The organism is Paraburkholderia caribensis, from assembly GCF_002902945.1.
GTDB classification, from domain to species: Bacteria; Pseudomonadota; Gammaproteobacteria; order Burkholderiales; family Burkholderiaceae; genus Paraburkholderia; species Paraburkholderia caribensis.
Genome location: NZ_CP026101.1, coordinates 1,793,783 through 1,812,656 on the forward strand (window position 1 = coordinate 1,793,783; position 18,874 = coordinate 1,812,656).

17 protein-coding genes, 1 tRNA gene and 1 pseudogene are annotated in these 18,874 nt (G+C 61.6%); 8 read left to right on the forward strand and 11 right to left on the reverse strand.

What is annotated here, in order from left to right:
- Positions 1-35: 35 nt before the first annotated feature.
- The 4 genes from lon to tig all read right to left on the reverse strand — a co-directional run bounded on the left by lon (position 36) and on the right by tig (position 6,304).
- Positions 36-2,453, reverse strand: a complete 2,418-nt coding sequence (gene lon / locus C2L66_RS07970) for an endopeptidase La (RefSeq protein WP_036005209.1) — start codon at positions 2,451-2,453, stop codon at positions 36-38.
- A gap of 183 nt (positions 2,454-2,636) precedes the next feature.
- Positions 2,637-3,908, reverse strand: coding sequence for an ATP-dependent Clp protease ATP-binding subunit ClpX (gene clpX / locus C2L66_RS07975; protein ID WP_036005206.1), 1,272 nt, complete (start codon positions 3,906-3,908; stop codon positions 2,637-2,639).
- A 207-nt stretch (positions 3,909-4,115) separates the two neighbouring features.
- On the reverse strand, positions 4,116-4,775 hold the full coding sequence (gene clpP, locus C2L66_RS07980; RefSeq protein ID WP_007585897.1) for an ATP-dependent Clp endopeptidase proteolytic subunit ClpP: 660 nt from the start codon (positions 4,773-4,775) through the stop codon (positions 4,116-4,118).
- 182 nt (positions 4,776-4,957) lie between these two features.
- Positions 4,958-6,304 (reverse strand): trigger factor, encoded by a 1,347-nt coding sequence (gene tig, locus C2L66_RS07985; RefSeq protein WP_054930456.1) that lies wholly within the window; start codon positions 6,302-6,304, stop codon positions 4,958-4,960.
- A gap of 523 nt (positions 6,305-6,827) precedes the next feature.
- On the opposite strand from tig, the gene C2L66_RS07990 reads away from it, so the two are divergent.
- Positions 6,828-7,973, forward strand: a complete 1,146-nt coding sequence (locus tag C2L66_RS07990) for a glycerate kinase (protein WP_060600800.1) — start codon at positions 6,828-6,830, stop codon at positions 7,971-7,973.
- A 63-nt stretch (positions 7,974-8,036) separates the two neighbouring features.
- Positions 8,037-8,492, forward strand: a complete 456-nt coding sequence (locus C2L66_RS07995; protein ID WP_007585886.1) for a MarR family winged helix-turn-helix transcriptional regulator — start codon at positions 8,037-8,039, stop codon at positions 8,490-8,492.
- A gap of 156 nt (positions 8,493-8,648) precedes the next feature.
- On the opposite strand, the pseudogene C2L66_RS08000 reads toward C2L66_RS07995, so the two are convergent.
- Positions 8,649-8,978, reverse strand: a pseudogene (locus C2L66_RS08000) (class II aldolase/adducin family protein); the annotation flags it as partial.
- A gap of 210 nt (positions 8,979-9,188) precedes the next feature.
- Between C2L66_RS08000 and C2L66_RS42135 the strand changes: the two are divergent.
- Positions 9,189-9,323, forward strand: coding sequence for a hypothetical protein (locus C2L66_RS42135; protein WP_257722135.1), 135 nt, complete (start codon positions 9,189-9,191; stop codon positions 9,321-9,323).
- 172 nt (positions 9,324-9,495) lie between these two features.
- Here the strand turns inward: C2L66_RS42135 and C2L66_RS08005 are convergent.
- Positions 9,496-9,582: transfer RNA gene (locus tag C2L66_RS08005), tRNA-Leu, on the reverse strand.
- A 292-nt stretch (positions 9,583-9,874) separates the two neighbouring features.
- Between C2L66_RS08005 and C2L66_RS08010 the strand changes: the two genes are divergently transcribed.
- The gene (locus tag C2L66_RS08010; protein WP_054930454.1) at positions 9,875-10,708 is read left to right on the forward strand and encodes a squalene/phytoene synthase family protein; all 834 of its coding nucleotides are present in this window, start codon (positions 9,875-9,877) and stop codon (positions 10,706-10,708) included.
- Between the two features lie 3 nt (positions 10,709-10,711).
- Here C2L66_RS08010 and C2L66_RS08015 read toward each other — a convergent pair whose 3' ends face one another.
- On the reverse strand, positions 10,712-11,875 hold the full coding sequence (locus C2L66_RS08015) for a DUF1501 domain-containing protein (protein WP_060600797.1): 1,164 nt from the start codon (positions 11,873-11,875) through the stop codon (positions 10,712-10,714).
- 102 nt (positions 11,876-11,977) lie between these two features.
- The gene (locus C2L66_RS08020) at positions 11,978-12,313 is read right to left on the reverse strand and encodes a hypothetical protein (protein ID WP_054930465.1); all 336 of its coding nucleotides are present in this window, start codon (positions 12,311-12,313) and stop codon (positions 11,978-11,980) included.
- A 229-nt stretch (positions 12,314-12,542) separates the two neighbouring features.
- On the opposite strand from C2L66_RS08020, the gene ompR reads away from it, so the two are divergent.
- The 4 genes from ompR (at position 12,543) to C2L66_RS08040 (ending at position 16,092) form a co-directional block, all read left to right on the forward strand.
- On the forward strand, positions 12,543-13,277 hold the full coding sequence (gene ompR, locus C2L66_RS08025; RefSeq protein WP_007585880.1) for an osmolarity response regulator transcription factor OmpR: 735 nt from the start codon (positions 12,543-12,545) through the stop codon (positions 13,275-13,277).
- A gap of 43 nt (positions 13,278-13,320) precedes the next feature.
- Complete coding sequence (locus C2L66_RS08030) at positions 13,321-14,670, forward strand: ATP-binding protein (RefSeq protein WP_007585878.1); 1,350 nt, start codon at positions 13,321-13,323, stop codon at positions 14,668-14,670.
- A gap of 272 nt (positions 14,671-14,942) precedes the next feature.
- Entirely contained in the window at positions 14,943-15,491 is a 549-nt protein-coding gene (locus C2L66_RS08035) for a peroxiredoxin (RefSeq protein WP_007585877.1), read from the forward strand.
- A gap of 76 nt (positions 15,492-15,567) precedes the next feature.
- Complete coding sequence (locus C2L66_RS08040; RefSeq protein WP_054930452.1) at positions 15,568-16,092, forward strand: carboxymuconolactone decarboxylase family protein; 525 nt, start codon at positions 15,568-15,570, stop codon at positions 16,090-16,092.
- Between the two features lie 82 nt (positions 16,093-16,174).
- Here the strand turns inward: C2L66_RS08040 and C2L66_RS08045 are convergent, their stop codons facing one another.
- From C2L66_RS08045 to ispD, 3 genes are all read right to left on the reverse strand, one after another.
- On the reverse strand, positions 16,175-17,341 hold the full coding sequence (locus C2L66_RS08045) for an acyltransferase family protein (RefSeq protein WP_233444941.1): 1,167 nt from the start codon (positions 17,339-17,341) through the stop codon (positions 16,175-16,177).
- Between the two features lie 187 nt (positions 17,342-17,528).
- Positions 17,529-18,008: a 2-C-methyl-D-erythritol 2,4-cyclodiphosphate synthase gene (gene ispF, locus C2L66_RS08050; RefSeq protein ID WP_036005177.1), complete on the reverse strand. Its 480-nt coding sequence runs from the start codon at positions 18,006-18,008 to the stop codon at positions 17,529-17,531.
- 94 nt (positions 18,009-18,102) lie between these two features.
- A complete protein-coding gene (ispD, locus tag C2L66_RS08055) occupies positions 18,103-18,813 on the reverse strand; it encodes a 2-C-methyl-D-erythritol 4-phosphate cytidylyltransferase (protein ID WP_054930449.1) in 711 nt (236 codons plus the stop codon).
- Positions 18,814-18,874: the final 61 nt, after the last annotated feature.

Here is an 18,874-nt window from a genome sequence, read left to right on the forward strand (position 1 = left end):
AACCAATACGGCGCTCAGTGCATGGCGAGTCTGGCTTAGTGCTTCACGACATCGCTTGCGCCCGAGTCTTTCGACTCACCAACGGGCGCAGCCGCCTTCGGCTCTTCTTCCGGCAGCGGAGCCGGCCCATGTTCCAGCGCCAGTTCCAGTACCTTGTCGATCCAGCGCACGGGCACGATCTCGATCGCGTTCTTCACATTGTCCGGAATCTCCGTCAGATCCTTGACGTTTTCTTCCGGAATCAGCACGAGCTTGATGCCGCCGCGATGCGCTGCCAGCAGCTTCTCCTTCAACCCGCCGATCGGCAGCACTTCGCCGCGCAGCGTGATTTCGCCCGTCATCGCGACATCCGCGCGCACGGGTATGCCCGTGAGCACCGACACCAGCGCCGTCGTCATCGCGATACCGGCAGACGGACCGTCCTTCGGCGTCGCGCCTTCCGGCACGTGAATGTGGATGTCCTGCTTCTCGAACGCTTCGTCCTTGACACCGAGACGGCGCGAACGCGAACGCACCACCGAGCGCGCGGCTTCGACGGATTCCTTCATCACGTCCCCGAGCGAACCCGTGCGGATCACATTGCCCTTGCCCGGCATCACGGCCGCTTCGATCGTCAGCAGATCGCCGCCCACTTCCGTCCACGCGAGGCCCGTGACCTGGCCGGTCTGGTTTTCCTTCGCGGCCAGACCGAAGTCGTACTTACGTACGCCAAGGAACGTGTCGAGGTTCTTGCCGTCGACGGTGACTGCCTTGTCCGCCTTCTTCAGCAGAAGCATCTTCACGACCTTGCGGCAGATCTTCGAAATTTCACGCTCGAGCGAACGCACGCCCGCTTCACGCGTGTAATAGCGAATGATGTCGCGGATGGCTGCTTCCGTGACTTCGATCTCACCCGGCTTCAGGCCGTTGTTCTTCTTCTGCTTCGGCAGCAGATAACGTTGCGCGATACTGACCTTCTCGTCTTCCGTGTAGCCCGACAGACGGATCACTTCCATCCGGTCGAGCAGCGGCGGCGGGATGTTCAGCGAGTTCGACGTCGCGACGAACATCACGTCCGACAGGTCGAAGTCCACTTCGACGTAGTGGTCGGCGAACGTGTGGTTCTGTTCCGGGTCGAGCACTTCGAGCAACGCCGACGACGGATCGCCGCGGAAATCCATGCCCATCTTGTCGACTTCGTCGAGCAGGAAGAGCGGATTGCGCACGCCGACCTTGGTCAGGCTCTGCAGGATCTTGCCCGGCATCGAACCGATGTACGTACGACGATGGCCGCGAATCTCGGCTTCGTCACGTACACCACCCAGTGCCATGCGCACGAACTTGCGGTTCGTTGCGCGCGCAATCGACTGGCCCAGCGACGTCTTGCCCACGCCCGGCGGCCCGACGAGGCACAGGATCGGCGCCTTCACCTTGTCCACGCGCTGTTGAACCGCGAGGTACTCGAGAATGCGTTCCTTCACCTTCTCGAGACCGAAGTGGTCTTCGTCCAGCACGCGTTCGGCATTCGAGAGGTCGTTGTTGACCTTGCTCTTCTTGCGCCACGGCAGGCCGATCAGCGTGTCGATGTAGTTGCGCACGACCGTCGCTTCCGCCGACATCGGCGACATCAGCTTGAGCTTCTTCAGCTCGGCGTCGGCCTTCTTCTTGGCTTCCTTCGGCATGCGCGCAGCCGTGATGCGCTTCTCGAGTTCCTCGAGATCCGCACCCTCTTCGCCTTCGCCCAGTTCCTTCTGGATTGCCTTGACCTGCTCGTTCAGGTAGTACTCGCGCTGGCTCTTCTCCATCTGACGCTTGACGCGTCCACGGATGCGCTTTTCGACCTGCAGAATGTCGATCTCGGCTTCGAGCTGCGCGAGCAGATGCTCGAGGCGCTCGATGACCGGGAACATTTCGAGAATCTGTTGCTTCTGGTCGAGCTTGAGCGGCAGATGCGCAGCGATCGTGTCGGCAAGACGCCCTGCTTCATCGATGCCCGACAGCGACGTCAGAATCTCCGGCGGGATCTTCTTGTTCAGCTTCACGTACTGATCGAACTGCGACACGATCGCGCGACGCAGCGCTTCCGTTTCAGCGCTATCGGCGTGGTCGGGCTCGAGCGGCATCACTTCGCACGAGAATTGCGTTTCCTGCTCTTCGATCGACAGCGTCTTGGCACGCTGCAGACCTTCGACCAGCACCTTCACGGTGCCGTCGGGCAGCTTGAGCATCTGCAGGATGTTGGCGATACAGCCAACCTCGTACATGTCCTTTTCGGTCGGCTCGTCTTTGGCCGCCGTTTTCTGGGCAACAAGCATGATGTGCTTGCCACCTTCCATTGCGGCTTCCAACGCCTTGATCGACTTCGGGCGACCCACGAAGAGCGGGATCACCATGTGTGGGAAAACGACTACGTCGCGCAGCGGGAGCAGCGGGAGTGTGACGCGTTCCGGCGGGAGGAGTTGGGTTCCTGACATTTCATTTCCCCATGAGTGGAATCAGTTTGTTCGATAGTTGAGGCCGACAAAAAAGATTGCAAGCCTTCGCGTGTGGGAAAAGTTCAGTGACTCCAGAAAAACAGTCCATCCTGACGACACGATAAACGAAAAAAGCCGTTCACGTTGCCATGAACGGCTTTTTTTCAAAAATCGGGAAGCCGATCAATTCGAACCCGCCACCTTCGGCGCGTCTTCGTAGATCAGTAGCGGCTTTCCGTCACCATCAATAACATTGTCGTCAATAATGACTTTGCTGACGCCCTTCATGGCCGGCAGTTCGTACATGACGTCGAGCAACGCCTGTTCGAGGATCGAACGCAAGCCACGTGCGCCCGTCTTGCGGCGGATCGCCTTGCGGGCGACGGCCTGCAGGGCGGCGGGACGGATCTCCAGCTCGACGCGTTCCATATTGAACAGCTTGTGATACTGCTTGATGAGCGCGTTCTTGGGTTCGACCAGAATCTTCATCAGCGCGGCTTCGTCCAGCTTGCCGAGCGTCGCCACGACGGGCAGACGTCCGATCAGTTCTGGAATCAGGCCGAATTTGATGAGATCTTCCGGCTCGACTTCGCGCAGCACTTCGCCGGCATCACGATCCTGCTTGCTCTTGACGCTCGCACCGAAACCGATCCCCGTTTTTTCCGTACGGTCGACGATCACTTTTTCGAGGCCGTCGAATGCGCCGCCGCAGATAAACAGGATGTTGGTGGTGTCGACCTGGATGAAATCCTGGTTCGGATGCTTACGCCCGCCTTGCGGCGGCACCGACGCCATCGTACCTTCGACCAGCTTCAGCAGCGCCTGCTGCACGCCTTCACCCGATACGTCACGGGTAATCGACGGGTTGTCCGACTTGCGGCTGATCTTGTCGATTTCGTCGATATAGACAATGCCACGCTGCGCCTTGTCGACTTCGTAATTGCAGTTTTGCAGCAGCTTCTGAATGATGTTTTCGACATCTTCGCCGACATAGCCGGCTTCCGTCAGCGTGGTCGCGTCGGCGATCACGAACGGCACGTTCAGCAGGCGTGCAAGGGTCTGCGCGAGCAGCGTCTTGCCGGAGCCGGTCGGCCCGATCAGCAGGATGTTGCTCTTCGACAATTCGACGTCGTCCTTCTTGTCGAGATGCTTCAGGCGCTTGTAGTGGTTGTAGACCGCGACCGCGAGAATTTTCTTCGCGCGTTCTTGCCCGATCACGTATTGATCGAGAATGTCACGGATTTCCTGAGGACTCGGCAGGTCGGACTTGGACAGGCCCGTTTCCAGACCCGCGCCCGCTGCTTCGTCGCGAATGATTTCGTTGCACAGGTCGATACATTCATCGCAGATGAATACCGACGGGCCAGCAATCAGTTTTTTAACTTCGTGCTGGCTCTTGCCGCAGAACGAGCAATACAACAGCTTTTCGCTGTTAGAACCTTTTTTGTCCGCCATAGATGTGTGAGCCTCCGGACACTCGAATGACATGATACGCCGTTTGCCCGCCTCGTTCAGTTCGGGGCGGGACGGACGCGCAAAAGCTGTGACGGCGTTTGCCGCAGGCGTTCAGACGGGTCTTATTATTTCACAAGGTTTCGCGCCGGCGCTCTTCCCCCAATTTGGAGAAAAAGCGCTCCGGATCAGCCATGTTTCAACGATTGTTTACGGACGCTTGTGCAACACCTGGTCGACGAGGCCGTAAGCCTGTGCATCGTCGCCCGACATGAAGTTGTCGCGGTCCGTGTCGCGCTGGATGCGCTCAACCGGTTGCCCAGTGTGGTGCGACAGCAACTGGTTCAGGCGTTCCTTCAGGTACAGGATTTCGCGTGCCTGAATTTCGATGTCCGATGCCTGGCCGCGCGCGCCGCCCAGCGGCTGGTGAATCATCACGCGAGCGTTCGGCAGCGCAAAACGCTTGCCCTTCGCGCCCGCCGCCAGCAGGAACGCCCCCATGCTGGCCGCGAGGCCCATGCATAGCGTCGAGACATCCGGCTTGATGAACTGCATTGTGTCGTAGATCGCCATCCCCGCCGACACCGAACCGCCCGGGCTGTTGATGTAGAAGCTGATGTCCTTGTCCGGATTTTCGCTTTCCAGGAACAGCAACTGTGCAATCACGAGGTTCGCAGTCTGATCGTTCACTTCGCCGACCAGGAACACCACGCGCTCCTTCAGCAGGCGCGAATAGATGTCATACGAACGTTCACCACGGCCGCTCGTTTCGACGACGATCGGCACGAGGCCGAGCGCTTGCGCTTCGAGATCCCGATCCCGCGACGACTGCGAGGTCAACGTGTCCAGCATTTGAGCGCGAAAGGTCATGCAATGGATCCTTGTCAGGAAATGTTCTGATAATGGTTCAGGACAAGTAGGTGCGGCCGCGCGTTTCTTCAAGAGCCAAAGCGGCCGACAAGCGTTCTTTTAGCATAATCGGCTGCGCTCATATGTAAAAACGGCGTGCGGGCCGTCGCTCGGACAGCCAGCACGCCGTTACAGCGATGCTATTACGCTTGCGCCGTTGCGCTTGCCAGCTCTTCGAAGCTCACTTCCTTGTCCGTCACCTTCGCCTTGCTCAGCACGAAATCGACGACGTTGGACTCAACGACATACGCTTCCATCTCGGCAAGGCGCTGCTGGTTCGAATAATACCAGCGGACGACTTCCTTCGGGTCTTCGTAGCTCTTCGCGAATTCGTCGACTTCCGCGCGGATCTGTTCCGGCTTGGCCTGCAGCTCGTTGGCCTTGACCAGCTCGGCCAGCACGAGGCCCAGCTTGACGCGGCGCTCTGCCTGCTCGGCGAACATTTCTGCGGGGATGGGTGCGTCCTTCGCGTTCGGCACGCCGCGTTGCGTCAGATCCTGACGCGCCATTTCGACGAGACGTTCCTGATCCTGCTCGATCAGCGCCTTCGGCACGTCGAGTTCGGAGATCTTGAGCAGCGCGTCCATCACCTGGTTCTTCACGACAGCCTGCGTGCGGCGCTTCGCTTCGCGCTCGAGGTTGTCACGAATCTCGGCGCGCATCTTCGTCAGGTCGCCGTCTTCGATGCCAAGCGACTTCGCGAACTCGCCGTCGATTTCGGGCAGATGCGGCCATTCGATCTTCTTCATCGTGATGGTGAACTGCGCGGTCTTGCCGGCGACTTCCTTGCCGTGATAGTCCTCGGGGAACGCAAGGTCGAATTCCTTCGACTCGCCGACCTTCAGGCCAAGCGCGGCCTTTTCGAATTCCGGCAGCATGCGGCCTTCACCCAGGACAAACGCGAAGTCGTCCGCGCTGCCGCCCTGGAACGCTTCACCGTCGATCTTGCCGATGAAGTCGACCGTGACGCGGTCGCCGTCCTTCGCAGCCGTGTCCGCGCCGCCGTCGCCGTGCTCGCCGGCTTCGCCGCGAGCGTGGTAGTGCACGCGCTGCTTGCGCAGGATGTCCAGCGTGCGGTCGATTTCGGCGTCGCTGATGGTGGTCTTGGTGCGTTCGATTTCAGCCGTCGCGACGTCGCCCAGCTTCACTTCCGGGTAAACCTCGAAGGTCGCGTCGAATGCGTATGCGCCTTCCGTTGCATCCGTCTTCGGGCTGAAGCTCGGCTGGCCAGCGACGCGCAGGTTTTCCGCGCGGCTGATGTCGAAGAATTCCTTGCCAACCTTGTCGCTCAGCACTTCGGCTTCGACCTGACCCGCGTACTGCTGCGTCACCATCTTGAGCGGCACTTTGCCCGGGCGGAAACCCGGCATGCGCACGTTTTTCGCGAGTTGACGGATGCGCGCATCCACTTCCTTCTGCACCGTGTCTTTCGGCAAGGAAATCGTCACGCGGCGTTCGAGCTTGCCGAGGTTTTCAACAACGTTAGCCATGGCTTCAATCGTCCTAAAATTATTCGAGCGAATCAGTTATCTTGTGTGCGCCGCCTGTCGATGTCCGCTTTGCGTCGTGCGTTCGACACTGCGCGTTGCATTCGCTGTTGCGCGGGTCGCCGCTACGCTTCGCTCAGTCACGTGTGACATCGATCGCGTGCCTCTCGCCGCGGGCTGTGAGGCCGCCGGCGGCACAGTTTGGGTCAGAGAGCCAAATATTTTAGCAAACTATTTGCGCGCCTAGCCGGATTCGCTGTTTCGCGATCTTTTGTGGCTTGCGAAGCCCGATTCCGGCCGCCTTTCGGGCGATTCCAAAGCCGCTCGCAATCCACCACGGTCCGCGCCAGCTGTGAATCAAAGTCAATTCTGCCTATACCTTCCGGTATATTCAGTCGCGCGCCGCATGCTGATAAGCTTCACCACATCCTGATACGCCGCTGCCGCGCGCATAGGCGTTCCGGGCGCTTCATCGCATCGCGGCGAGCACAGCGATGCCTACTCAAAGCAAATCATCAGAGACACCATGCCGAATACGCCGTCCGCGCCCATTGTCGTCATCGCTCCTGACTCGTTCAAAGGTTCGCTCTCCGCGGAGCAGGTCGCGCAATCCATCGCGACGGGCATTCTGCGCGCGCGGCCCGACGCGACGATCCGTGTCTGCGCAATGGCCGACGGCGGCGAAGGCACACTCGACGCCATGCTCACCAGCGGTGGCGAACGGCGCACGCTCACAGTGCAGGGCGCGGCGGGACCTGCGCGTGAAGGCGCAACAGGGCTTCTCGCCGACGGCAGCGCGATCATCGAAACCGCGGAGGTCGTGGGCATCACGGACCCTGTCGGCATGGGCGTTCCCGTGGAAAAGCGCAGCACGCGCGGCATGGGCGAAGCCATCCGCTCGCTGCTGGACGCGGGTGTGCGGCGCTTCTTCGTCGCGCTCGGCGGCAGCAGCACGAACGACGGCGGCGCGGGTTTGCTCGTCGGTCTCGGCCTCAAGCTACTCGATGCGCAAGGGCATGAACTCGACGCGACGCCCGAGCAGCTTGCTCAACTGGCGCGCGTCGACGCATCGGGACTCGATGCCCGTCTGCAAGAGGCAACGTTCGTCGGCATGTCGGATGTCGACAACCCGTTGACGGGCGATCACGGCGCAACGGCAGTCTTCGGCCCGCAAAAAGGCGTAAAGCCGGAGCAGGTCGCGGCCATCGACGCCGCCCTCACCCGCTTCGCCGACCTCGTCGAGCCGGCCATGAATCGCGTCGCGCGCAACCAGCCGGGTGCGGGCGCGGCGGGCGGACTCGGGTTCGCATTGCATATGCTGGGCGCCGAATTCGAGCCGGGCGCGGAAGTGGTCGCGCGACAGATCGGACTCGACGCGGCACTCGAAGGCGCCAACTGGCTCATCACGGGCGAAGGCCGCTCCGACGTGCAAACGCTGCACGGCAAGGCGCCCTTCATCGCCTGCCGGCACGCGCGCGCCGCGGGCGTGCCCGCCACGTTGCTGTCGGGCGCTGTCGACCCGTCGGCGCTGCCAAAACTCGCCGAGCATTTCAGCGGATGCTTCTCGCCGGCCCCCGGCCCGATCACGCTAGAAGTCGCGATTCGCGACGCAGCGACCTTGCTTGCGAACGAAGCCGAACAGATGACGCGACTCAGGTTTGGCCCGCGTTGACCGCGCGAGCGGATGCAGCAACAATCACATCACCGGACTGCATCCACTCACAACGGGAAGACCATGAAGGCCTCCGATAAAGCCGGACTCGAACAGTTTCTGACGTATCGTCTGCACGTGCTGAATAAACTTTCCGAGCGGGGCATCAGCGAACGGTATATGGCCAAGCTGGACGTGACGCTACCCGAGGCGCGCGTGATTGCATCGGTTGGATCGTTCGGACCATTCTCGATCATGGACCTCGCGCGCCACGCGAACCTCGACAAAAGTCAGGCGAGCCGCGCAGCCGAAGCGTTGATCAGACAAGGCCTCGTGCAACGCGAAGCGAGCGCGGACGACGGCCGCGTGGTGCTCGTATCGTTGACCGCGGAAGGCCGTGCGCTCTATCGCAAAGTGATGCCCATCGCACGCAAGTGGAACACTGATCTGTTCGATTGCCTCGACGACCGCGAGAAAGTCGCGCTCAGCGAAGCACTCGACAAGGTGATCGAAACCGCGATCGCGCGCAACGCAGCGTAGTCAGGTCAGACGAAGTCCGGGGCGAACGTTCATCGGCGCTTGCCTGGCGCCGGTGAACCCGTCGTTGCCGAATTCCTTAAACACTCATTCACAAGTCGGCCCGCCTATGCGTCTCGCAGGGCGGCGTTCGCCTTTCTAGTCGCGATACAACGGATCGTGCATCACGCAATGCGCGTCGGGCATCGCGCGATGAATCGCGGCGTGCATGACAAAGCCCGCCGGGTTCACACGATGCGGCGAACCATCGAGCACATTCCCGTCTACATAGACCTTCACCAGATGCGACGCCGTCACTTCGGTGTAGTGCAGGCCGAACGGGTTGATCAGGAAATGGCTGTGCGTGCCGGGCACGCGCACGGTGATGTGGTTGTAGATCAGCTTGGTCCAGCCGGGCATCGCGAACACGCGGTACGTGCCTGCAAGTGTCACGCGCAGCATGCATTGCGCGTCGATGTCTGAGGGTGGTCGAACATCGGTTGGTGCCATTTGCACGCCCCTCTTCTTACGCGTTGACGAGCTAAATGATCGCTGATCGCAGAACAGGAGAATCTGGTTGTGCGTGCAACCAGAGGGTCGATGTCGTGCGTCGCGATAGGCAGCGTACAAGACATAGAGAACGACTGAGTCCAAGCGGATCGTAAACCGGACTTGCTACGATCGCGCTTCGCTCTATCTCTCTGATTTTAAGGATCGAAAATGAAGAAGGTTGTTCTGGCACTGGTCGCTGCGGCCGCAGGTTTTGTGAGCATGTCCTCGGCATTCGCATACGACCACCATCACGAGTGCCATAAGGTGAAGGTGCATCATCACTGGGAAAAGCGCTGCCACTAAGAGTAGCCGCGAATCTTCGATGTGATGAGCCAGCCCCGCCTTCGTGCGGGGTTTTTTGTGCGGGTCGATTGATTGGCCGCGAGTCTGCGCGATCGTCGCGTCGGGATGCAAAAACAAAAAACCCCGCGCGTCGAAAACAGGCGGGGTTCTGTGTCAATCAATGAGAAAAAAGTGGTGCGAGGAAGGGGACTCGAACCCCTACACCCTTGCGGGCGTCAGGACCTAAACCTGGTGCGTCTACCAATTTCGCCATCCTCGCAGCCGGGCGATGCGTGAGGTGCAGCACCCGATGTCTCACTGGCGATGGACGTCGCGATGTCATCGCCATGTCGTTCGCGTGGACAAATCCGAACCTGTGGGCTCAGACCCGCCATCTCCACGAACGAACGCGCCTGAAAAACACGTCCGATCGCGACACCGCCAAAAGCGTAAGCGCGAGATTCTAACCGATTGATCTGCGCTTGTCTGCATCTGTCGAATACGGTCGATGCTACAATTTTCGGTCCCTCGTGCACAGCCGTGCGCGACTGCCTCCCCACAAGCCAATTCCCGTGAATTTCGACGAATACTGCCTGCAGAAAGCAGCGCCTCCCGGCTCGAGCACCTACTACGCACTGCGCCAGGCGCCCGTCGCCCGGCAGCCTTTGCTGACTGCGCTGTTCGCGCTGCGTCGCGAGTTCGAAGAAACCGTGAAGGAAACGACCGATCCGACGATCGGACGCACGAAGCTCGCGTGGTGGCAAAAAGAAGCGGCCGCGCTCGCAGCGGGCGAACCGACGCACCCCGTGTCGCAGGCGCTCGCTGCACATCTGCCCGATGTGCAGGCGGAATATCCCGCGTTGCAGGCGTTGATCGCGGGCTTCGAAATGGACCTCGATCAGGCGCGCTATCTCGACTATCCGAACCTGCGCCGCTATATGGCCGGGGTCGGCGGCAACTTCGCGTGCGTCGTTGCGCGCGCGACGGCGCGCGATCCGTCGCAGGCTCAAGTCTGGGCCGCACCGCTCGGCGAGGCCTTGATGCTCGCGCAGATCGTCGTCGAACTCGGTAACGACGCGCGGCATGGCCGTATCTATATTCCCATCGACGAAATGCAGCGCTATAACGTGACGGCGGCGGATCTGATCAACCGCAAGTACACGGACGCGTTCACCGAATTGATGCGTTTCCAGACAGCGCGTGCCCGCGACTCGATCCGCAAGGCGCTCGATGCGCTACCCGTCGGCGAGCGTCACTCGCAGCGCACGCTGCGCGCGTTGGCTGCACTGGCGCTGGCGTTGCTTGACGAGATCGAGCGCGACGGCTACCGCGTGCTTCATCAACGTATCGCGCTCACGCCGATCCGCAAGCTGTGGGTTGCATGGCGAGCGGCGCGCAAGCACTGACGTTCAGGCGCGCAGCAACGGCAGCGGCGGGACGTCGTCCTGAAGGACCGCGTTTGCATCCAGTTTCAGGAACGGGCCGAGTACGGTCGCGTAGATCTGTCTGAAGTCGATGTCGACGGGTAGATTGCCGTCCGTATCGAGCCGCGCCAGATCGGCCGCGCGTCCGTACACACCTCCACGCACCTGACCACCCAGCACGAAATGTGCGGCGCCGCCGCCATGCCCCGTGCCGCGATGAACGTTTTCGCGCGCGGAGCGGCCGAACTCCGAGTACGTCACGACGAGCGTGTCACGCCACCTGCCGCGTCGCGTCAGTTCCGCGCGAAGGGTCGCGCAGCCTTCGGCGAGTTGCCGGAGCAAAGCCGCGTGCTGCGCCGGCTGATTGCTGTGCGTGTCGAAACCATCGAGCGTTAGCCGGATCGCGCCGCACATATGCGGCGCAAACCGGTCGACGACCGTGCGCAGCGCGGCATCGATCGAATCCCGAAGCGTCGGCGCGCTCACCCGGAGTGCTTGCGCGACGCTGGAAACGCGATCGCTCTCGCCTCGATCCGCGTCGAGCCAACCGGCGTGCGGCGCGGCGTCGGGATCATCGACACGCGCCCAGGCGTCATCCGCCTCGACGCGCGCTGCGCAGCCCGCGAACGGCCCCGGCTCCGCACTGCCGAACGAGGCCGCCGCCACCGCTCGCTGGCTCGCGGGCCATTGCCCGATTGCACGCGTCAGCCAGCCGTCGTGTCGATACACATCGGCCGATGATGCCGTGTCCCAGATCTCCGTCGAACGGAAATGCGATGCATGATCCTGCGCGCAACCGACACCCTGCACGACGGCCACTTCTCCATCGCGCCAGAATGGCAGCAGCGCGCGCATCGCGGGATGCAGCGCGACACGCTCGTCCAGCGGCAGCACGCGCTCGCGCGGTATCGCGATGTGCTCACGCAACGCGTAGTAAGTGGAATCGGCGAAAGGAATGACGGTGTTCAGACCATCGTTTCCGCCTTTCAGTTCGATCAGAACAATCAGCTTGCCCGGCGCGCGGCCCGTTGCGCCTGCATCCAGTTGCGTCGATATGCCGCTGCTCGTGTGTGGCGCGGCGAAGACGCGTGGCATGGATAGCGACGCACTTGCTGCCGCCGCCATCGTCAGAAACTCGCGCCGCTTCATCGATGCCTCACTGGATGAATGACCTTATTCGACACGAACGGCAAACACGCGGCCGTCGCGCCGAAGCGTCGCCCGTCGGTGACGGTGCATGAAAATCAGGCGTCAGCGCTTGTACAGCTCGCGAACGGCATCTTCGATATGCTGTCGTAGCAAACGCCGTTCTTCAGGCGTCATGTGCCCGTCGCGCCGACGTTGATCCAGATCGGGCGGCACGGCAGTAGCGCGCATGATCGTGTCGGATGCGGGACGATCCGCGTCGGGATTGTGCGGCTGGCGGCCCGAGCGGGTATGCGGGCGCGGTGGCGGGCGTGTGTCGGTGTTGCGTTCCGTCGAGGAATCGGCATGGGCAGGAACCGGGCTCAACGCGCTCGCGAACACGATCGCAACAGCTACAGCGATCACGCTCAGGCGCATGTTCGGCCAGACCCCTCCCTTCATCTTTTTCCCTTCGTGGCGCGGCAACCGGCAACCTCAGATACGTGTATTGACTCCGGCTTGAAACCGGGTGCGAGAGCTTTATTCGAGTGAAGTATCTACCGAACTGGCGCAAACAGTAAAGGAGTGTAAGCGCCAAGGCTTTACGTCGTGCCACAGGCCGGGTAAATTTTGTAACTGACTGTTACGTGATAATTGGTGCAAACGTGCACCTCTCTCTAATCGCGCTAAGATGCCGACCATGGAAACCAAAAACCCTTCGAAAATCCTCGTCGTCGATGACGACCCGCGTCTGCGCGATCTGTTGCGCCGCTACCTCGGCGAGCAGGGCTTCAACGTCTACGTTGCCGAGAACGCGCCCTCGATGAACAAGCTGTGGGTGCGCGAACGTTTCGACCTTCTGGTGCTCGACCTGATGCTGCCGGGCGAAGACGGCCTTTCCATCTGCCGGCGTCTGCGCGGCAGCAACGATCGCACGCCGATCATCATGCTCACCGCCAAGGGTGAGGATGTCGATCGCATCGTCGGGCTCGAAATGGGCGCTGACGACTACTTGCCCAAGCCGTTCAATCCGCGCGAACTGGTCGCGCGCATTCACGCGGTACTGCGCCGACAGTCGCCATCTGAATTGCCAGGCGCGCCGTCGGAGACATCGGAAGTCTTCGAGTTCGGCGAGTTCGCGCTGAACCTCGCAACGCGCACGCTCACCAAGGCCGGCCAGGAAATCCCGCTGACCACGGGCGAGTTCTCGGTGCTCAAGGTGTTCGCGCGTCATCCGCGCCAGCCCCTGTCGCGCGAAAAGCTGATGGAACTCGCGCGGGGCCGTGAATACGAAGTGTTCGACCGCAGCCTGGACGTGCAGATTTCGCGTCTGCGCAAGCTGATCGAGCCGGACCCGGGCAGCCCGCGCTTCATCCAGACGGTCTGGGGTCTCGGATACGTGTTCATCCCCGACGGCGCAGCCTGAATTTGCCGTTCCAGTTGTCTCTCTTCTGCCATAAGAAGGCCGCATGCGGATCGACCGGCGCCTCCTGACGCTCGCGTTCGGCGGCCTGTTCTGGCGAACGTTCCTGCTGATCGCGCTGTTGATCGCGGTCAGCCTCGCCGCCTGGTTCCAGAGCTTCCGCGTGATCGAGCGCGAGCCGCGCGCACAACGCGTCGCGCTGCAGCTCGTCGCAATCGTCAAGCTCACGCGCACCGCACTCCTCTATTCCGATCCCGACCTGCGGCGCGCACTGCTGCAGGATCTGGAAAGCAATGAAGGCGTGCGCGTGTATCCGCGCGAAACCACCGACAAGTACAAGCTCCAGCCCGACGAATCGCTCAACCGCCTGATCGAGCATGACATTCGCGGGCGCCTCGGCGACGACACGATCATCGCGCAGTCGGTGAACGACATTCCCGGCGTCTGGATCAGTTTCAAGATCGACGACGACGATTACTGGGTGGCGCTCGATCGCGATCAGCTCGATAGCGTGACGGGCCTGCAATGGGCCGGCTGGGGTATTTTCGCGCTCGCGCTGTCGCTGTTCGGCGCGGCGTTCATTACCAGTCTCGTGAACCGGCCATTCGCGCGGCTCGCGATGGCGGCACGCAAGGTCGGCTCGGGCCAGGCGCCGGAGAAGCTGCCCGAACGCGGCATGGGCGTGGCGGCCGAAACCAACCGAAGCTTCAACCAGATGGTGCAGGACCTGGAGCAACTTGAAGCGGACCGCGCGCTGATGCTGGCGGGCATCTCGCACGACCTGCGCACGCCGCTTGCGCGTCTGCGTCTGGAAACGGAAATGAGCCCGTCCGACCAGGCGACCAAGGACGCGATGATCGACGACATCGAGCAGATGGACATGATCATTGGCCGCTTCCTGGATTACGCGCGCCCCGTGCAGCGGATGCCGGAACCCGTCGACCTTTCCGTGATCGCAGGGGAACTGGCTGCGCGCATGTCGAGCGAAGATGGCATGCGGCTGGTGACGCGGCTGGCGCCATCTGCCGTGATCGAGGCGGACGAGACGGATATCCGAAGAGTCGTGGGCAATCTGATCGAGAATGCGCGCAAGTACGGGCTGTCCGAGTCCGATGGCATCCCGCATGTGATTCTTGAGACGCGGGTGTCGCATTCGCGGGTCGAGTTGTCGGTGGTCGACGAAGGTCCAGGCATTCCCGAAGACCAGTTGGCGCTCGTCACCCGCCCCTTCTACCGCGTGAACTCGGCGCGCACGCAGGCCAACGGCACGGGGCTCGGCATGGCGATCGTGCAGCGGCTCGTCGGACGCTATCGGGGCGCGCTGAGGCTACGCAACCGCACGCCATTGCCGGGGCTCGAAGTGACGATCGAGTTCCCGCTCGCCAAGAGCGTCTGAAGCGGACAGGAAGCCGGCCGGAATTACCGGCTTCCGTTTCAGATTGCTGCATTCTTGTGCAATATTTTCCCGAATTTCGTGCGAGACAACCTAATTCCAGACTGCTCTATCGCCATATTTGAGAAAATCTATCTACCTATTTAGAAAAAAACTATTGATGCGATTGATTAATAGAGTTATAGTCTCAAGCGTGTAACGTGTTCGTTACAGCCAGCAGGTAGTTTGAGCGGGTTGTTTTGAATCTCATTTGCCAATTCTCAAGGAGTCAGCGCATGAAAACTGTGGGCGATAAAGTCGAAGCCTTTACCGTGACGGCTGCGAAGCCGGGTTTCAACAACCACGAAGAAAACGGCGTATCGGCGTTCGAGGAAATCACGGAATCGTCGTTCCCGGGCAAGTGGAAGATCATCTATTTCTACCCGAAGGACTTCACGTTCGTCTGCCCGACGGAAATCGTCGAGTTCGGCAAGCTGGCCAAGGACTTCGAAGAGCGCGACGCCGTCCTGCTGGGCGGCAGCGTCGACAACGAATTCGTCAAGCTCGCATGGCGCCGTGAACACAAGGACCTGAACAAGCTGAACCACTACGCGTTCGGCGACGTCAAGGGCGAGCTGATCGACCAGCTCGGCGTGCGCGACAAGGAAGCCGGCGTCGCACTGCGCGCCACGTTCATCGTCGATCCGGACAACACGATCCAGCACGTTTCGGTGAACAACCTGAACGTCGGCCGTAACCCGGAAGAAGTCCTGCGCATTCTGGACGGCCTGCAAACGGATGAGCTCTGCCCGTGCAACCGCGCAGTCGGCGGCGCGACGCTGTAAGGACTCGCAGCTGAAAGCCCGCTAAGCTTGAAAAGGCCAGCGGGCTTTTTTATCGGCAATTTGATAGGAGATATCAATGGAATTCATCTCAGCGATTAAAGAACTTATTCCTGATTACGCCAAAGACATTCGCCTCAATCTCGACGGCACGATTGCGCGCTCGTCGCTGCAAGGCACCGATGCCGTCGGCGTCGCGCTGGCCGCCGCGTTCGCCGCGAAGAGCCCGAAGATCATCGCCGCGATCCGCGACGCAGGCGTGCTGTCGCCGGAAGAAGTCAATGGCGCGCTGACGGCCGCTGCGCTGATGGGCATGAACAACGTCTGGTATCCGTACGTCGAGATGACGGAAAACGCCGATCTGAAGTCGCAGCCGGCTGGCTTGCGGATGAACGCGTACGCGTCGCATGGCGGCGTCGACAAGCGCCGCTTCGAAATGTATGCGCTCGCCGCGTCGATCATCGGCAAGTGCCATTTCTGCGTGAAATCGCACTTCGACACGCTGATCAACGAAGGCATGAGCTCGACGCAACTGCGCGACGTCGGCCGTATCGCGGCGGTCGTCAATGCAGCCGCTCAAGTGATCGTGGCCGAAGGCAAGTAAGGCAAGTAAGCCGCGCGCACGCCGCGCCTGAAGCAAAACGCCACGCTTAGTGCGTGGCGTTTTTGCTTGACCGGGGCAAAAGTCAGCGCGGTTGCGTCTGGCTGTGCAGGCAGCGCGCAGGCAAGCGCCGCGCGATCGCCGCCTCGAAAGGCTTCTTCAGTTCGAGCAGCCGCTTCTCGACCAGATGCCACGACAGATGCGCGAGCAGCACGGCAAGCGCGAATTGCAGCGTAAGCGCGCACAGCGTGTGAACCCACGTCGGTGCGGCGAACCAGGCGGGAGCGAAGCCGAGCTTCGACGGAATGAGGTTGTGAAACAGATAGAAGCCGTAGCTGATCGTGCCGAGATAGTCGAGCGGTTTGATTTCGAGCGCCGACACGACGATGCTGCCAGGGCTGTTTGCGATCCACGCGAACAGCGCGCAAAGCGAGAGCGCAAGGCCAATGTCGATCCACGCGGAACCGGCGGCTGAAAACGGTAAGGCCAAGGTGCTCCACACCGGCTGCGTTGCGAACACCAGCACGCCGAGCGCGCCGATGATGCCTGTTGAACAATGCCCCGCGGCTCGCGCAAGACCACGCTCGCGCCCCAACACCCCACACAGCCCGCCGAGCGCGAGCAGCGCGAAGTTCAACGGCGAGCATGCGTAGATCAGCGGTTCGCTGGCGTCGGCGGCATGCATCGCGAGATGACCGGCCACGCCCGTCAGCACGACGAGCGCGCACACTGCCCGATGCCGCGACGCCGGCGTCAGCACCAGCAGAAATGGCGCGACCAGATAGAACTGCTGCTCGACGGCGAGGCTCCAGAAGTGCGACACCGTCCCCGGCCAGCCGTCCTTCACCACGCCGATCCAGTAGTCGGACAGAAAGAAGTAATGCCACGCGAGACCGAGATCGACATCGCGCTGATAGAACAGCGCATGCGCGATCGTCAGTGCGAGCAGCAGCAAGTAGTAGATCGGGAAGATGCGCAATGCGCGCTTCATGAAGAACACGCACATCACGGCTTCGCGGCGCGCATTGCCCGCTTCGACACGCACGCGATTGCGATCCAGTTCTCCGATGATCAGAAAACCGCTGATGAGAAAGAAGATCCAGACGCCGAGCTTGCCGACGTCGACGGTTTCGACGTGCGCCTTGTGCGAGAGGAACACCAGCACGACAGCCAGCGCTCTCAGCCCGTTGAGCCCGCGCACATGTTCCTTCGCGTGCCCCGCATGTTTGACGCGCGTGTCGACCGCCGTCATTGTCCGTCCGCTTGACTTCATGCGGACCACTGTAAGCGGACAAATATCGACAAAAATGCGCGACCGCGCGTTTCGATTTTTTTAATGCACGTTGTCGTCCGAAACCGGCAAATGATGCAGATTCACACTAAGACGCATACGCGGATCAGGCAAATCTGACCCGCTCCACAGAACGACGCCGCAACGCTCAGGCGCGCAGCAACAGCGCGGCCGCTTGTGCTTCGATGCCCTCGCCCCGCCCCAGATAGCCGAGCTTTTCGTTGGTCTTCGCCTTCACGTTGACGCGCTCGATGGGCAGATTCAGATCTTCGGCGATATTCGCGCGCATCCCGTCGATATGCGGCGCGAGTTTCGGCGCCTGTGCAATCACCGTGCTGTCTACGTTCTGAATCGTGAAGCCCGCCTTCGCGATGCGCGCCGCGCATTCGCGCAGCAGCACGCGGCTGTTCGCGCCTTTGAACTCGGTTGCCGTATCCGGGAAATGACGGCCGATATCGCCGAGCGCGGCCGCGCCGAACAGCGCGTCGGTGATCGCGTGAAGCAGCACGTCGGCATCCGAGTGGCCGAGCAGCCCGCGCTCGTAAGGAATCGTCACGCCGCCGATGATGAGCGGGCGTCCCGGCACCAATGCGTGAACGTCGTAGCCTTGTCCGATTCTCAAATCCATATGCGTGGGGTTCCGTTGTTTCGTGAAAGCGTTGTGATGATGCTGAAGCCATGACGGCCGCGCGCCCGCCCCGAGGACGCAGGCGAGGCGCCCGTCAGCCCGGCGTGCCGCGCCCGAGTATCGCTTCGGCCAGATCGAAATCTTCCGGGTACGTGACCTTGAAATTGCGCAAGCTGCCTTGAACCAGTTTAGGCGCGTGACCCGACCATTCGATCGCGCTCGCTTCGTCGGTGAGATCGTGGCCGTCGCCTTGAGCGCGCAGAATCGCTTCGCGCAACATGCCGATGCGGAACATCTGCGGCGTCTGGGCCTGCCACAGGCCGTCACGCGGTTCAGTGTGATCGATGCGGTTGTCGGTATCGGGCGTCACGCGCTTGAGCGTGTCCGCGACGGGCAGCGCCATGATGCCGCCCACGGCGTCGTCCTTCAGCGTGCCGACCAGCGCGCGGATCAGCGCAGGCGTGATGCCGGGGCGGGCCGCGTCGTGCACCAGCACCCAGTCGTCGTCGCGCGCGCCGAACTCGGCGAGCGCATGCAGCCCGTTGAGCACGGAAGCCTGCCGCGATGCCCCGCCGCAGCGCCGCACGGCGAAGCGCAGGCCCGCGAAGCGGCGCGCGTCGAAATGCTGGTCGTCGGGCGCGATCACGACGAGCGTCTGCGCGAACTCGCTGCATGCGTCGAACGCGGCGAGCGAGTAATACAGCATGTCGCGTCCCGCGACGGTTCGATATTGCTTGGGCATCGGCGCGCCCGAACGGCTGCCGGTACCGGCGCAAGGAATCAGGGCAAAGAGGCGGGAAGTCACGGAACGGACGCGTTGCAGGTGAAAGTGAAGGACGGATTTTATAATAGGTCTTCGGCACGCA

What these genes read in the sequence shown, in the direction of transcription:
- lon (WP_036005209.1), bottom strand. Translation starts at nt 2,453, where the DNA reads ATGTCAGGAACCCAACTCCTCCCGCCGGAACGCGTCACACTCCCGCTG.
- clpX (WP_036005206.1), bottom strand. Translation starts at nt 3,908, where the DNA reads ATGGCGGACAAAAAAGGTTCTAACAGCGAAAAGCTGTTGTATTGCTCG.
- clpP (WP_007585897.1), bottom strand. Translation starts at nt 4,775, where the DNA reads ATGACCTTTCGCGCTCAAATGCTGGACACGTTGACCTCGCAGTCGTCG.
- tig (WP_054930456.1), bottom strand. Translation starts at nt 6,304, where the DNA reads ATGGCTAACGTTGTTGAAAACCTCGGCAAGCTCGAACGCCGCGTGACG.
- C2L66_RS07990 (WP_060600800.1), top strand. Translation starts at nt 6,828, where the DNA reads ATGCCGAATACGCCGTCCGCGCCCATTGTCGTCATCGCTCCTGACTCG.
- C2L66_RS07995 (WP_007585886.1), top strand. Translation starts at nt 8,037, where the DNA reads ATGAAGGCCTCCGATAAAGCCGGACTCGAACAGTTTCTGACGTATCGT.
- C2L66_RS42135 (WP_257722135.1), top strand. Translation starts at nt 9,189, where the DNA reads ATGAAGAAGGTTGTTCTGGCACTGGTCGCTGCGGCCGCAGGTTTTGTG.
- C2L66_RS08015 (WP_060600797.1), bottom strand. Translation starts at nt 11,875, where the DNA reads ATGAAGCGGCGCGAGTTTCTGACGATGGCGGCGGCAGCAAGTGCGTCG.
- C2L66_RS08020 (WP_054930465.1), bottom strand. Translation starts at nt 12,313, where the DNA reads ATGAAGGGAGGGGTCTGGCCGAACATGCGCCTGAGCGTGATCGCTGTA.
- ompR (WP_007585880.1), top strand. Translation starts at nt 12,543, where the DNA reads ATGCCGACCATGGAAACCAAAAACCCTTCGAAAATCCTCGTCGTCGAT.
- C2L66_RS08030 (WP_007585878.1), top strand. Translation starts at nt 13,321, where the DNA reads ATGCGGATCGACCGGCGCCTCCTGACGCTCGCGTTCGGCGGCCTGTTC.
- C2L66_RS08035 (WP_007585877.1), top strand. Translation starts at nt 14,943, where the DNA reads ATGAAAACTGTGGGCGATAAAGTCGAAGCCTTTACCGTGACGGCTGCG.
- C2L66_RS08040 (WP_054930452.1), top strand. Translation starts at nt 15,568, where the DNA reads ATGGAATTCATCTCAGCGATTAAAGAACTTATTCCTGATTACGCCAAA.
- C2L66_RS08045 (WP_233444941.1), bottom strand. Translation starts at nt 17,341, where the DNA reads ATGACGGCGGTCGACACGCGCGTCAAACATGCGGGGCACGCGAAGGAA.
- ispF (WP_036005177.1), bottom strand. Translation starts at nt 18,008, where the DNA reads ATGGATTTGAGAATCGGACAAGGCTACGACGTTCACGCATTGGTGCCG.